Genomic DNA, 13,814 nt, shown 5'->3' on the forward strand with positions numbered 1-13,814 from the left:
ATGCAGTCAACCGTCAACCTGTGGCCGCTCATAGGAGTTGCCGTCATCATCGTCGGGTTCGTATTGCGCTTCAACCCGATGCTGATCGTGGCCGCCGCCGCGGTCATCACCGCCATTGCCGGGCATTTTCCGCCCGACAAGATTCTCGCCGCGATCGGCAGCGGCTTCATCAAGACGCGCAACATCCCGCTCATCATCCTGTTGCCGCTCGCGGTGATCGGCCTGCTCGAACGGCACGGGCTGCGCGAGCGCGCGCAGACGTGGATCGCGGGCATCAAGGCCGCGACGGCCGGCCGCCTGCTGATCGTCTATCTGCTCGTGCGCGAACTGACGGCTGCCGTCGGCCTGACGGGTCTCGGCGGTCATCCGCAGATGGTGCGTCCGCTGATCGCGCCGATGGCGGAAGGCGCAACGGAAACGCGCTTCGGCAAGCTCAGCGACGCCGTGCGCTACAAGCTGCGCGCGTTCGCGGCGGCAACCGACAACGTGGGCCTCTTCTTCGGCGAAGACATCTTCGTCGCGTTCGGCGCAATCGTGCTGATGGTCACGTTCCTGAAGGAAGCGGGCATCACCGTCGAGCCGATGCACGTTGCCGTGTGGGGCATTCCAACGGCCGTCAGCGCGTTTGTGATTCACGGCTTCCGGCTCTGGCTGCTCGACCGCAAGCTCGAGCGCGAATTGCGCGGCAATGCGGCATCGCAAGCGGGCACGAACACCAACGACAACAACGCGGCAGGCAAGCACACCGCTCAATCGGCTACGCGCACGGCAACCGGGGACGAAGCATGACACTCACCATCAACTATCTGTTCTGGCTGCTCGGCATCGTGCTGCTGGTGATCGGCGGCATGATCGTCACGGACAGGGAACATCCGCGCCGCTTCACGGCGGGCGGTTTCTGGATCATCTATGCGGTGATCTTTCTCGTCGGCGACAAGCTGCCTGTCGAACTCGTCGGCGCGCTCGTGATCGCGATGGCGCTGATCGCCGGCTTCGGCGGCGTGACGGCGGCGAGGCCGAAGGTACTGTCGGAGGCCGCGCGCAAGACGAGCGCCGCGCGTCTCGGCAACAAGCTCTTCTTTCCCGCGCTGACGATTCCCGTCGTCACGGTGATCATCACGCTCGGCGCGAGCCATCTGGTGTTCGGCGGCACGCCGCTGATCGAGCAGAAAAACGTCACGCTGATCGGCTTCGGCATCGGCTGCGTGATCGCGCTCGCGTTCGCGTGCATGATGACGCGCGACACCGTCGGCCAGTCGATGAAGGAAGCACGGCGTCTCGTCGATGCGCTGTCGTGGGCCGCCGTGCTGCCGCAGATGCTCGGCATGCTCGGCCTCGTGTTCTCGGATGCGGGCGTCGGCAAGGCGGTCGCGCACGTGACGACGGCGTACATCAGCCTCGACTACCGGCTGATCGCAGTGGCCGTCTACTGCATCGGCATGGCGCTCTTCACGATGGTGATGGGCAACGGCTTCGCGGCGTTTCCTGTGATGACGGGCGGCGTAGGCGTGCCGATTCTCGTCAACGTGTTTCATGGCAACCCGGCCGTGATGGTCGCGATCGGCATGTTCTCGGGCTACTGCGGCACGCTGATGACGCCGATGGCCGCGAACTTCAACATGGTGCCCGCCGCGCTGCTCGAACTGCCCGACAAGAACGCGGTGATCAAGGCGCAGGTGCTGACGGCGCTGCCGCTGCTCGTCGTGAACATTTTCCTGCTGAACTCCCTGATGTTCCTGTAGTTGTAGCCCACGCTATGCGCTGTACCTGAACGGCAGGCGGTCTTTCATGAAGCGGACCGCCTGCGTCGCGTGCAAGAACACGCGCGGCGACCGGCTCAGTAAGCGTCGACGACAAAGCCGCGCCGCCGCAGCAATTGCAACACGCCCTTCGGGCCGCCGAGATGCAGCGCGCCGATCGCGACGAACACGGGCTTGTTCGGCGCGGCGATCAGCAGCATCCGGTTGACGAAGCGCCGGTTGCGGTCGAACAGGATCTTGTTGTCGACCTGCGCGGAAATGCGCTTGTCGCGCGCGAGCTTCTCCGACTTCGCCGCTTCCCACGCGGCGATCGCATCGGCGTCGCCGACGCGCCATAGCCGGTGCAAGGTCTGCACATCGGCGACGTTATCGGCGGGCGTCTGCACGAGATCCTGCGCGAGCATTTCGCGCTGCTGCGCGAGCGTGAGACCCGTGAACGCGCGCATCTGCTCGGCGAGCGTCTCCAGCCCGACTATCTTGCCCTTCTGCCGCAGATACACATTCTGCAACTGCGCCTCCGTGCCGTACTCCGTTTGCAGGCCGGCGCTCAGCGAATCGTAGGTTTCCACCAGCAGCGCGGCGAGCCAGGGCCGCATCTTCCTGATCTCGTCGAGCGCGGCGGGATTGCCGTGCAGGCGCATCGCGAGCTTGTGCCACAACGGCTCGGGCAGCAGCTTCGGCAGGCATCGGTACGAGCAGACGCCGTACTTCGACACGTCGTCCTGCGAGACGAGCAGATCGTCGGGCGACAGTTCGAGCGCGAGCGTCGGCGATGCGGCAAGCGCGCCGAGTATCGGCGGACGGAACGGCTGGCCGGGCGGATAGTCGTTCGGATCGCCGACATGCAGCGTGCCGAGCAGATAGATCGTGGTCGTGCCGCGCGTGGCGACATAGAAAGGCATGCGCGCCGGTTGCACGCGCACCGGGCCGCTTGCCGTGGTGCCGCTCGCCGTCGACGGCGGCGGATTGAAGCCGGGCAACGTCGCGCGCGGCTGAGGTGCATTGCGCGAACCCGGCACGGGAACGGCGGGCCGTCCCGCCTGGTTGGCTTGCGCGCCTTGCGCAGCCGTGTTCGCGGCAGCGCCCGCGGCGTGCGCGGGAACAATGACGGCATCCAGCCAATGAAACGAAAGCTGCGCGGCGGCGAGCAGCGCGCACGCGAAAACGCGCGCAGCCCGCCGCCGCATTAACACAGCGCGCGCGCCGCGCGCATGATCGACATGCGAACGACGCGCGTGACGGCGCGCAAGACGACGCGCCGCCACCCCGTCATGCATTCGTGTCGTCTCCCACCTCTTCGGCGCGATGACACGACACCTGACGGCCATCCACTTCGCGCAGCTTCGGCTCTTCCTTGCGGCAACGCTCGATCGCATACGGGCAGCGCTGATGGAACGTGCAGCCCGACGGCGGATTGAGCGGCGAAGGCATTTCACCTTGCAGCTTGATCTGGATGCGGCGGTCGGCCTCGAAAATCGACGGCGTCGCCGACATCAGCGCCCGCGTGTACGGATGCCGTGGCTTGCTGAAGATGCGCTGCTTGTCGCCGAGTTCGGCAATGCCGCCGAAGTACATCACCATCACGTCGTCCGCGATGTGCTCGACCACCGACAGGTTGTGCGAGATGAACACGTAGCTCGTCTTGAACTCGTCCTGCAGATCCATGAACAGGTTCAGGATCTGCGCCTGGATCGACACGTCGAGCGCGGAAACGGGTTCGTCGGCGACGACGATCTGCGGGTCGAGAATCATCGCGCGCGCAATCGCGACACGCTGACGCTGGCCGCCCGAGAACATATGCGGATACCGCTTCGCATGCTCGGGCCGCAAGCCGACGATGCGCATCATGTGCGCGATGCGTTCCGCGCGTTCACCCGCGTTCAGCTGCGTGTTGATGGCGAGCGGCTCGTTGAGCGTCTGCTCGACGGTCTTGCGCGGATTCAGCGACGCGAAGGGGTTCTGGAACACCATCTGCACGCGGCGGCGCAGTTGCGCGATCTTCTCGTGATTCGCGCCCGCCACGTCCTCGCCGTTGATCAGCAGACGACCGGACGTCGGCGATTCGATCATCGTCAGCTGACGCGCCAGCGTGGACTTGCCGCAACCGGATTCGCCGACCACGGCGAGCGTCTTGCCGCGTTCGAGCTGGAACGACACGCCGTTCAGCGCCTTCACGGTGCCGTGGCCGAACATGCCGCGCTTCACGTCATAGTGGCGCGCGAGGTTGTCGGCGACCAGCACGTGATCGCCGGCGGGCTTGCGGGCTCCATCGTCGGGGCGACGCGTTTCGGGTACTGCATTCATCGTGCGCCTCCGTGTTGAATGGCATCGCGAACCAGGTTCAGCGGCTTGATGCAGCGAACCTGGGCTGCGGCGTCGTGGTCCGCCATCGGCGACAGCGCGGGCCGTGCCTTGTTGCAGTCGTCGACGACATACTTGCAGCGCGGCGCGAACAGGCAACCCTTCGGGCGATCGTCGCGGCCCGGCACCATGCCCGGCAGCGCGGCAAGACGCACCGCGCCGACGTTGTGCTCGGGAATCGCCGCGAGCAGCGCTTCCGTGTACGGATGATGGGGCGCGCTGAAGATATCGGGCACGCGGTTCGTCTCGATGATCTCGCCCGCGTACATCACGGCCACGCGCTGCGCGACTTCCGACACCACGGCCAGATCGTGCGAAATCAGCACGAGCGCCATGCCGCGCTCTTTCTGCAACTGAACCAGCAGTTGCATGATCTGCGCCTGGATGGTCACGTCGAGTGCGGTGGTCGGCTCGTCGGCAATCAGCAGCTTAGGGTTGCATGCGACAGCCATCGCGATCATCACGCGCTGGTTCATGCCGCCCGACATCTGATGCGGGAACGTCGAAATGCGGTTCTTCGCATCCGGAATGCCGACCTGGTCGAGCAGTTCGAGCGCGCGCTTATGCAGCGCGTCGCCGCGCAGGCCCTCGTGCAGCTTCAGCACTTCCTTGATCTGATAGCCGACGGTGTAGCTCGGGTTCAGGCTCGTCAGCGCGTCCTGGAACACCATCGCCACGTCTTTGCCGATGATCTTTCGGCGCGCCTTCGGCGTCGCTTTCAACAGGTCCTTGCCGTTGAACGTGACTTCGTCGGCGGTGACTTTGCCGGGCGCGTCAATGAGGCCCATCAGCGCCATCATCGTCACGCTCTTGCCCGAGCCCGATTCGCCGACGACGCCGACCACTTCGCCGGGCGCCACGTCCAGATTGATGCGATCGACAGCGGGCATGCCGCTGAAGTTGACCGCGAGATTGCGGATGGTCAACAGATTTCCGCTGGTAACGTTTTGCATGTCAGGCCAGCCGTTTGAGTTTCGGGTCGAGTGCGTCGCGCAGCCCGTCGCCGAGCAGGTTGATCGCGAGCACTGAGATCAGGATGGCGAGACCAGGCATGGTGACGATCCACCATGCGCTGTCGATGTAGTCGCGCGCCGACGCGAGCATCGCGCCCCACTCCGCCGACGGCGGCTGCACGCCGAGGCCGAGGAAGCCGAGCGCGGCGGCATCGAGAATCGCCGACGAAAAGCCGAGCGTGGCCTGCACGATCAGCGGCGCTGTGCAGTTCGGCAGCACCTGCGAGAACATCAGGCGCAGCGTGCCGGCACCGGCGACGCGCGACGCCATCACGTACTCCTTGTGCAGCTCGCCGAGCGCCGATGCGCGCGTGAGACGCACATAGCCCGGCAGCGCGACGATTGCAATGGCAAGCATCGTGTTCGTCAGGCCCGGACCGATGATCGCGACGACGGCCACCGCGAGCAGCAGCGAGGGCAGCGCGAGCAGCACGTCCATGATGCGCATGATCGGCGTGTCGGCCCATTTCTCGAAGAACGCGGCAATCAGCCCGAGCACGATGCCGGGGATCAGCGCGAGCATCACCGATACGAAGCCGATCCAGAACGACAGGCGCGCGCCGTACATCAGACGCGAAAGAATGTCGCGGCCCGCTTCGTCGGTGCCGAGAATGAATTTCCAGTTGCCGCCGTCGAGCCATGCGGGCGGAATCTTCACGAAATCGCGGTACTGCTCGATCGGGCTGTGCGGCGCGATCAGCGGCGCAAAGACCGCGACGAAGATCAGCACCAGCACGATGATGCCCGCGCTGACGGCGCCGCGGTTGCGCGAAAAGTTGGTCCAGAATTCGCGAGCGGCGAGCGCACGGCCGCTGGGCGGCGTGACTGCCTGGGGGACGGTGTTTTGGATGTCTGCCATCATGCCTCCCGCCGAGCCGCCTCAAGGGAGGCATGCGCCCCCTCGGGGGGCAGCGAACGAATGTGAGCGTGGGGGTACATATTCATTACCTCGTATGGCGAATGCGCGGGTTCAACACGCCGTACAGCAAATCGACGACGAGGTTCACGACGATCACAAGCGTTGCGATCATCAGGATACCGCCCTGCACGACAGGATAGTCGCGCCGGCCGATCGCATCGATCAGCCATTTGCCGATGCCCGGCCACGAGAACAAGGTCTCCGTCAGCACCGCGCCCGCGAGCAGCGTGCCGACCTGCAGACCGATCACCGTCACGACGGGAATCAGCGCGTTGCGCAGCGCATGCACGACGATCACGCGCGCCGGCGACAGGCCCTTCGCGCGCGCCGTGCGGATGTAGTCTTCGCGCAGCACTTCGAGCATCGACGAACGCGTCATCCGCGCGACGACCGCGAGCGGAATCGTGCCGAGCACGATCGCGGGCAGAATCAAATGCGAGAGCGCAGAGCGGAACGAGCCTTCGTCGGTGCCCGGCAGCAGCGAGTCGATCAGCAGGAAGCCAGTCACGTGCGGGATGTCGTATTCGACCGCGATGCGGCCCGACACGGGCGTCCAGCCGAGCTTCGACGAGAAGAACATGATGAGGATCAAGCCCCACCAGAAGATCGGCATCGAATAGCCGGTGAGCGCCGTGCCCATCACGCCGTGATCGACGACGGTGCCGCGCCGCAGCGCCGCGAACACGCCCGCCGGCAGCCCGACGATCAGCGCGAACAGCATCGCGCAGATCGACAGCTCGACGGTGGCGGGAAAGCGGGCAAGGAACTCGTCCATCACGCTGGTATTGGTGATGATCGATGTGCCGAGGTTCCCCTGCAGCGCATGACCGACGTAATGGAAGTACTGGATGGGCAGCGGCTCGTCGAGTCCGAGACGATGCATCGCGGCTGCGTGCATGGCGGGGTCGACGCCGCGCTCGCCCATCATCACTTCGATGGGATCGCCCGGGATCAGGTGAATGAGCGCGAACGCGAGGATCGTGATACCGATGAAAGTCGGTATGACCATCCCGATGCGGCGCAAAACGAATCGGAACATGGTTCGTCCCTATGGTCTTGGTGAGAAAAAACGCAACCGGCGACGAGGGCTCGTGACCCCGGTCGCCGGACCATTTCGACCAGTCTTCTAACCGAACGAAAAGCGTACTGCGTCTGGGACGCAGCGGGCAACGAAACCCGCTGCATCGCGAGATTTACTTCATCGACACGCCGTCGAAGCGCGCATAGCCTAGCGGCTCGATACGCATATCGACGACCTTCTTGCTGACCGGCTGATACACCGTCGAGTGAGCGATCGGCGAGAACGGCAGCTGCTGCGCGAAGATCTGCTGAGCCTGCGTGTAGAACTTCGTGCGCGCGTCCTGGCCCGTCGTTTCGCGGCCCTTCTGCACGAGCTCGTCGAACGGCTTGTAGCACCACTTCGAGAAGTTGTTGCCGTTCACCGCGTCGCAGCCGAGCAGCGTGCCGAGCCAGTTGTCCGGGTCGCCATTGTCGCCCGTCCAGCCGATCAGCATCGTGTCGTCTTCGCCCGCGTGCGCGCGCTTGATGTACTCGCCCCATTCGTACGTGACGATCTTCGCCTTCACGCCGATCTTGGCCCAATCGGCCTGGATCATTTCCGCCATCAGGCGGCCGTTCGGGTTGTACGCGCGCTGCACGGGCATCGCCCACAGCGTGATGTCGAAGCCGTTCGGGAAGCCTGCCTTCGCGAGCAGCGCCTTCGCCTTCTCCGGATCGTAAGCCGGCATCTTCAGGCTCTTGTCGTACGACCATTGCGTGGGCGGCATCGGGTTCGTCGCGGCCTGGCCTGCGCCTTGGTAGACGGAGTCGATGATCGCCTTCTTGTTGATCGCCATGTCGAGCGCTTCACGCACCTCGAGCTTGTCGACGGGCTTGTGGCTCACGTTGTACGCCAGATAGCCGAGGTTGAAGCCCGGCTGCGACGGCATGTCGATGTTCGAATCGGCCTTCAGCGGCGCGATGTCGGCGGGACGCGGATAGCTCATCACCTGGCATTCGTCGCGCTTCAACTTCTGCACGCGGACGCCCGGATCAGGCGTGATCGAGAAGATCAGCTTCGACAGCTTGACGGTGTTCGGCTTCCAGTAGTCCGGGTTGCCGTCGTAACGGATCGTCGCGTCCTTCGTGTAGCTGCGGAAGATGAACGGGCCCGTTCCGACCGGCTTCTGGTTGATGTCGGCGGCCTTGCCTGCCTTCAGCAGCGAATCCGCATATTCAGCAGACAGGATCGATGCGTATTCCATCGCCAGGTTCTGGATGAACGGCGCGTTGACTTCCTTCAGCGTGAACTTGACGGTGTACGGGTCGACCTTTTCGACCTTCTCGATCAGCTTGTCGAGGCCCATGTCGGTGAAGTACGGGAACTGCACCGGATAGGCTTTGCGGAACGGCTGGTTCGGATCCAGCATGCGCTGGAACGTGAACACGACGTCATCTGCATTGAATTCGCGCGTCGGCTTGAACCAGGATGTCGTGTGGAATTTGACGCCGTGGCGCAGATGAAACGTGTACGTCTTGCCGTCGGGCGAAACGTCCCACTTCTCTGCGAGGCCCGGCTCGACCTTCGTGCCGCCGCGCTCGAATTCGACGAGGCGGTTGTAGACCGTAAATGTGTTGGCTGTGAAATCCACGCCCGTCGTGTACTGCGCCGGATCAAAGCCCGCTGGACTGCCTTCGGAGCAGTAGACGAGGGTCTTGTTCGGAATATCGGCGGCGTTCGCCAGTTGGGCTCCTGCCATCGATGCCGCTGCCGTCGCGACCAGCATCGTGAGCCGAGCCGCGCGCAACAGTTTGTTTTGCTTCATGTTTCCTCCAGGTTCAGCGCCGGCAAAAACCAGCGTAGCGCGATATTACTGAGCTTTGCCAGGGGCCACAAGCGGAGGAAATTCCTTGTGTTGACGATCGGAAACACCTGTGCCGGGGACTGCCGCGGCCCACGCGGCAGCCATCCCGGACTAGAGCGAATTTGCGCAAAGAAGCGGCAAATTCGTTACTTCAGGCCGACGTTCCAGAATTGCGTCGGGCCAAACGGGTCGATTTTGAAGCCTGTGATCGACTTCGACAGCGGCTGATAGACGGTCGAATGTGCAATGGGAGTGAAAGGAACCTCCTGCTTGAAGATTTCCTGGGCCTCGGTGTAGTCCTTCGTGCGCGTCGCCATGTCGGTCGTGCTGCGGGCCTGCTTGATAAGGTCGTCGAAAGGTTTGTAGCACCATTTGGAAAAATTGCTGCCGTTGACGGCGTCGCAGCCGAGCAGCACGCCGAGCCAGTTGTCCGGGTCGCCGTAGTCGCCCGTCCAGCCGATCAGCATCGCTTCGTGCTCGCCGCTGTGTGCGCGGCGAATGTACTCACCCCACTCGAAGGTGACGATCTTCGTCTTGACGCCGATCTTCGACCAGTCGGCTTGCAGCATTTCGGCCATCAGGCGCGCGTTCGGATTGTACGGACGCGAAACGGGCATCGCCCACAGTGTGAGATCGAAGCCATCGGGGTAGCCCGCCTGCTTCAGCAGCGCTTTTGCCTTGTCGACGTCATACGGCGCGTCTTTCAGGTTCTTGTCGTAGCCCCATTGGGTCGGCGGCATCGGATTCGTCGCGGCCTGGCCCGCGCCCTGGTAGACGGAGTCGATGATCGCCTTCTTGTTGACGGACATATCGAGCGCACGGCGCACGAGCACGTTGTCGAGCGGCTTTTTCGTCGTGTTGTACGCGATGAAGCCCAGATTGAAACCTACCTGATGCGGCAGCGCGAGCGACGAGTCCGACTGGATCTGCGGAATGTCTGCGGGCTTCGGATAGCTCATCACCTGGCATTCGTTGCGTTTGAGCTTTTGCAGACGCACGGACGGATCGACCGTGATCGCGAAGATCAGCTTGCTCACCTTCACGACGCCCGGCTTCCAGTAATTCGGGTTGCCGTCGAAGCGGATCGAATCGTCCTTCGTGTAGCTGCGGAAGATGAACGGCCCCGTACCGACCGGGAACAGATTGATGTCGGACGCCTTGCCCGCCTTCAGCAACTGGTCCGCATATTCGGCCGACAGGATCGACGCGAACGGCATCGCGATCTGCTGGAGGAACGGCGCATCGACTTCCTTCAGCGTGAAGCGGACGGTGTACGGGTCGACTGCCTCGATCTTGCTGATGTTCTTCGCGAGGCCCAAGTCGTTGAAGTACGGGAACGACACGGGATACGCCTTGTGGAACGGGTGGTCCGGATCGAGCATCCGCGTATAGGTGAAGACGACGTCGTCGGCGTTGAAGTCGCGCGTCGGCTTGAACCAGGCCGTCGTGTGGAACTTGACGCCGTGTCGCAGATGAAACGTGTATTGCAGGCCGTCGCTGGAAACGTCCCACTTTTCGGCGAGGCCCGGCTCGATATCGGTGCTGCCGTGACCGAATTCGACGAGCCGGTTATAGACGGTGTACGAACCGGCGCTGAACTCGACGCTCGTCGTGTACTGCGCGGTGTCGAATCCGGCGGGACTGCCTTCGGAACAGAATACGACCGTCTTGTCGGGCAGCGACGCCGCGGCGCTCAGACTGGGCGCGACGCATGCCGCGACGATCGCGATGGCGGACAAAATGGGCAGGCAGGACTGGCGAACTGCAGACAGCGTCGATGACATTGGCATGTTGTTCTCCGCGAGGCAGTTGGGTCGAGTGCCTTTGGATCATAGTCAGCCAATATTCCGATTCAATATGGGTTTTCACTCCGCTTTCGTGACAGCAAAGTGAATCGAAACGATGAGCGCGACAGGACGCGTGAAATGAAACGGGCGGCGTACGCCTGCGCGCACGCCGCCCGTATTGGCTGCTGATAAGCGATCAGATGCGAGAGATCAGACGCGAACGATCAGACGCCCAGCCGCTCGCAAATGGCTTTCGACGCCGCCGCGCCGTTGAGCGTATAGAAGTGCAGGCCCGGCACCTTGGCGTCGACGAGACGGCGGCACAGGTCCGTCACCACGTCGAGGCCGAACGCGCGGATCGCATCGCGGTCGTCGCCGAAGCTTTCGAGCCGCTTCGCGACCCAGCGCGGCACTTCCGCGCCGCACATTTCGGAGAAGCGCATCAGCTGCGAGAAGTTCGTGATGGGCATGATGCCCGGCACGATGGGCACATCGACGCCGAGCTTGTGCGCATCCTCGACGAAGCGGAAATACGCGTCGGCGTTGAAGAAGTACTGCGTGATCGCCGAATTGGCGCCCGCCTTCACCTTGCGCGCGAAGTTCTCCAGATCGTGCTTCGGCGAACGCGACTGCGGGTGGTACTCGGGATACGCGGCCACCTCGATACGGAACCAGTCGCCAAACTCGGCGCGAATGAAGCTCACCAGTTCCGACGCGTAGCGCAGCTCGCCGACTTCGCCCATGCCCGACGGCAGATCGCCGCGCAGCGCGACGATGTGACGGATGCCATGCGAGCGGTACTCGTTGAGAATCGCTCGCAGGCTTTCCTTCGACGAGCCGATGCACGACAGGTGCGGCGCGGCATCGACGCCGTCCTTCGCCATGTCGAGCACGGTGTCGAGCGTGCCTTGCTGGGTCGAGCCGCCGGCGCCGAACGTGACGGACACGAACTTGGGCTTGAGCGGCAACAGTTGCGCGCGCGTGGCGCGCAGCTTGTCGAGCCCTTCCTGCGTCTTCGGCGGGAAGAATTCGAATGAAAGTTCGATGGGGTTCATGGTCCTGTTGGCAGTCCCGTCAGCCGAAGCTGCGGTTACCGAAGATGAGCGCGGACAGCAGCCACGAAACGATGCTGTATAGGATCGAGCCGAAGAACGCCGACCAGAAACCCGACACTTCGAAGCCCTTCAGCAGCGACGCGCACAGCCAGAAGCACAGCGCGTTCACCACCAGGATGAAGAGCCCGAGCGTGAGTATCGTGACGGGCAACGTCAGCAGGATCAGCACCGGGCGCAAGACGGCATTGATGAGCCCGAGCACGAGCGCGACGATCAACGCAGTGCCGAAACTGCGGATGTGGATCGACGGCACAAGATAAGTGATGATCAGAAGCGCGAGCGCGTTGATCACCCAGGTCAGCAATACAGTCATTTAAGCTCCTCGTCGCTTGCGGGCGTGAAGTCCGGGTTGAACGCCAGGGCATGCGCGAAGCACGGGCCCGCGCGACGCATCGCGTGAACCAGGCCCCGACATATACGGCCACAGGTGAGGCCAAGGATGCGGCCACGTGTTCTGCCGCATCGGACATCTGCTTCGTGCTTGATGCTTCGCGCGATGCAGCCGCATGCCGTGGCACGCGGCTGCATCCGTCATGCCGCCTGTTTGCCGATCAGTAGCGGTAGTGGTTCGGCTTGAACGGACCGCTCTTGTCGACGCCGATGTATTTCGCCTGATCAGCCGACAGCTCCGTCAGGTTCGCGCCGATGCGCGCGAGGTGCAGGCGCGCGACCTTCTCGTCCAGTTGCTTCGGCAGCACGTAGACCTTGTTCTCGTACTTGCTGCCTTCCACGAACAGTTCGATCTGCGCGAGCGTCTGGTTCGTGAACGAGTTCGACATCACGAACGACGGGTGGCCCGTTGCGCAGCCCAGGTTCACGAGGCGGCCTTCCGCCAGCAGGATCACGCGCTTGCCGTCCGGGAAAATGATGTGGTCGACTTGCGGCTTGATGTTTTCCCACTTGTACTGGCGCGTCGACGCGACGTCGATTTCCGAGTCGAAGTGGCCGATGTTGCAGACGATCGCGTTGTGGCGCATCGCCTTCATGTGATCGTGGTTGATCACATGGTAGTTGCCCGTTGCCGTGACGAAGATGTCGGCCTTGTCGGCGGCGTATTCCATCGTCACAACGCGGTAGCCTTCCATCGCGGCTTGCAGCGCGCAGATCGGATCGATTTCCGTGACCCACACGGTCGCGCCCAGGCCGCGCAGCGATTGCGCGCAGCCCTTGCCCACGTCGCCATAGCCCGCGACCACGGCGATCTTGCCGGCGATCATCACGTCCGTCGCGCGCTTGATGCCGTCCACCAGCGACTCGCGGCAGCCATACAGGTTGTCGAACTTCGACTTCGTGACGGAATCGTTGACGTTGATGGCCGGGAACGGCAGACGGCCTTCCTTCTCCATCTGATACAGGCGATGCACGCCCGTCGTCGTTTCTTCCGTGACGCCCTTGATGTGCGCGAGACGCGTCGAGTACCACGTCGGATCGGCGTCGAGATGCTTCGCGATGGCCTTGTACAGCGCGACTTCTTCCTCGTTGGTCGGCTTCGCGATCACCGAGCGGTCCTTCTCGGCCTTCGCGCCGAGAATCAGCAGCAGCGTTGCGTCGCCGCCGTCATCGAGAATCATGTTCGCGAATTCGCCGTTCGGCCATTCGAAGATTCGGTGCGTGAATTCCCAATACTCGTCGAGCGATTCGCCCTTGAACGCGAACACGGGCGTGCCGCCCTTCGCGATCGCGGCAGCAGCGTGGTCCTGCGTCGAGAAGATGTTGCATGAGGCCCAGCGAACGTCGGCGCCGAGCGCCTTCAGCGTTTCGATCAGCACGCCGGTCTGGATGGTCATGTGCAGCGAGCCGGCGACGCGCGCGCCCTTCAGCGGCTGCTGCGCCTTGTACTCTTCGCGGATCTGCACGAGGCCGGGCATTTCCGTTTCGGCGATGTTGAGTTCCTTGCGACCCCAGTCGGCGAGCGACAGGTCTGCAACGACAAAATCTTTGGAATCTTTCGAATCGTAGACTGCGGCGTTCATCACGCCCTCCTTTCTAAAAAAG

Annotated in this window: 12 protein-coding genes; 2 read left to right on the forward strand and 10 right to left on the reverse strand. The window is 63.3% G+C overall.

All coding sequences use genetic code 11. The features are described from left to right. Together AABE10_RS30870 and AABE10_RS30875 are read left to right on the forward strand one after the other, a co-directional pair. Entirely contained in the window at positions 1-789 is a 789-nt protein-coding gene (locus tag AABE10_RS30870) for a DUF969 domain-containing protein (RefSeq protein WP_342936942.1), read from the forward strand. Beyond that, positions 786-1,742, forward strand: a complete 957-nt coding sequence (locus AABE10_RS30875) for a DUF979 domain-containing protein (RefSeq protein ID WP_342936943.1) — start codon at positions 786-788, stop codon at positions 1,740-1,742. The genes AABE10_RS30870 and AABE10_RS30875 overlap by 4 nt, the downstream gene beginning before the upstream one ends. Before the next feature lie 95 nt (positions 1,743-1,837). Here AABE10_RS30875 and AABE10_RS30880 read toward each other — a convergent pair whose 3' ends face one another. The 10 genes from AABE10_RS30880 to ahcY form a co-directional block, all read right to left on the reverse strand. Then, positions 1,838-3,037 (reverse strand): TraB/GumN family protein, encoded by a 1,200-nt coding sequence (locus tag AABE10_RS30880; RefSeq protein ID WP_342936944.1) that lies wholly within the window; start codon positions 3,035-3,037, stop codon positions 1,838-1,840. Continuing rightward, entirely contained in the window at positions 3,030-4,064 is a 1,035-nt protein-coding gene (locus AABE10_RS30885) for a peptide ABC transporter ATP-binding protein (RefSeq protein ID WP_342936945.1), read from the reverse strand. Before AABE10_RS30885 ends, AABE10_RS30880 begins: the two co-directional genes overlap by 8 nt. Further along, positions 4,061-5,074, reverse strand: a complete 1,014-nt coding sequence (locus AABE10_RS30890; protein ID WP_342936946.1) for an ABC transporter ATP-binding protein — start codon at positions 5,072-5,074, stop codon at positions 4,061-4,063. The genes AABE10_RS30885 and AABE10_RS30890 overlap by 4 nt, the downstream gene beginning before the upstream one ends. Before the next feature lies 1 nt (position 5,075). Continuing rightward, positions 5,076-5,993: an ABC transporter permease subunit gene (locus AABE10_RS30895; protein WP_342936947.1), complete on the reverse strand. Its 918-nt coding sequence runs from the start codon at positions 5,991-5,993 to the stop codon at positions 5,076-5,078. An 85-nt stretch (positions 5,994-6,078) separates the two neighbouring features. After that, positions 6,079-7,092, reverse strand: coding sequence for an ABC transporter permease subunit (locus AABE10_RS30900; RefSeq protein WP_342936948.1), 1,014 nt, complete (start codon positions 7,090-7,092; stop codon positions 6,079-6,081). Between the two features lie 154 nt (positions 7,093-7,246). After that, complete coding sequence (locus tag AABE10_RS30905) at positions 7,247-8,878, reverse strand: ABC transporter substrate-binding protein (RefSeq protein ID WP_342936949.1); 1,632 nt, start codon at positions 8,876-8,878, stop codon at positions 7,247-7,249. Positions 8,879-9,063: 185 nt separating this feature from the next. Next, positions 9,064-10,707, reverse strand: coding sequence for an ABC transporter substrate-binding protein (locus tag AABE10_RS30910; RefSeq protein ID WP_342936950.1), 1,644 nt, complete (start codon positions 10,705-10,707; stop codon positions 9,064-9,066). Between the two features lie 221 nt (positions 10,708-10,928). After that, on the reverse strand, positions 10,929-11,759 hold the full coding sequence (gene metF / locus AABE10_RS30915) for a methylenetetrahydrofolate reductase [NAD(P)H] (protein ID WP_342936951.1): 831 nt from the start codon (positions 11,757-11,759) through the stop codon (positions 10,929-10,931). A gap of 19 nt (positions 11,760-11,778) precedes the next feature. Continuing rightward, positions 11,779-12,132 (reverse strand): phage holin family protein, encoded by a 354-nt coding sequence (locus tag AABE10_RS30920; RefSeq protein ID WP_342936952.1) that lies wholly within the window; start codon positions 12,130-12,132, stop codon positions 11,779-11,781. Between the two features lie 238 nt (positions 12,133-12,370). Then, entirely contained in the window at positions 12,371-13,792 is a 1,422-nt protein-coding gene (ahcY, locus tag AABE10_RS30925) for an adenosylhomocysteinase (protein WP_342936953.1), read from the reverse strand. Positions 13,793-13,814: the final 22 nt, after the last annotated feature.

Source organism: Paraburkholderia diazotrophica (genome assembly GCF_038900755.1).
In the GTDB taxonomy this organism is placed as follows: Bacteria; Pseudomonadota; Gammaproteobacteria; order Burkholderiales; family Burkholderiaceae; genus Paraburkholderia; species Paraburkholderia diazotrophica_A.

Excerpts from the sequence above, each read along its gene's own strand:
- AABE10_RS30870 (WP_342936942.1), top strand. The coding sequence starts at position 1 with ATGCAGTCAACCGTCAACCTGTGGCCGCTCATAGGAGTTGCCGTCATC.
- AABE10_RS30875 (WP_342936943.1), top strand. The coding sequence starts at position 786 with ATGACACTCACCATCAACTATCTGTTCTGGCTGCTCGGCATCGTGCTG.
- AABE10_RS30880 (WP_342936944.1), bottom strand. The coding sequence starts at position 3,037 with ATGCATGACGGGGTGGCGGCGCGTCGTCTTGCGCGCCGTCACGCGCGT.
- AABE10_RS30885 (WP_342936945.1), bottom strand. The coding sequence starts at position 4,064 with ATGAATGCAGTACCCGAAACGCGTCGCCCCGACGATGGAGCCCGCAAG.
- AABE10_RS30890 (WP_342936946.1), bottom strand. The coding sequence starts at position 5,074 with ATGCAAAACGTTACCAGCGGAAATCTGTTGACCATCCGCAATCTCGCG.
- AABE10_RS30895 (WP_342936947.1), bottom strand. The coding sequence starts at position 5,993 with ATGGCAGACATCCAAAACACCGTCCCCCAGGCAGTCACGCCGCCCAGC.
- AABE10_RS30900 (WP_342936948.1), bottom strand. The coding sequence starts at position 7,092 with ATGTTCCGATTCGTTTTGCGCCGCATCGGGATGGTCATACCGACTTTC.
- AABE10_RS30905 (WP_342936949.1), bottom strand. The coding sequence starts at position 8,878 with ATGAAGCAAAACAAACTGTTGCGCGCGGCTCGGCTCACGATGCTGGTC.
- AABE10_RS30910 (WP_342936950.1), bottom strand. The coding sequence starts at position 10,707 with ATGCCAATGTCATCGACGCTGTCTGCAGTTCGCCAGTCCTGCCTGCCC.
- metF (WP_342936951.1), bottom strand. The coding sequence starts at position 11,759 with ATGAACCCCATCGAACTTTCATTCGAATTCTTCCCGCCGAAGACGCAG.
- AABE10_RS30920 (WP_342936952.1), bottom strand. The coding sequence starts at position 12,132 with ATGACTGTATTGCTGACCTGGGTGATCAACGCGCTCGCGCTTCTGATC.
- ahcY (WP_342936953.1), bottom strand. The coding sequence starts at position 13,792 with ATGAACGCCGCAGTCTACGATTCGAAAGATTCCAAAGATTTTGTCGTT.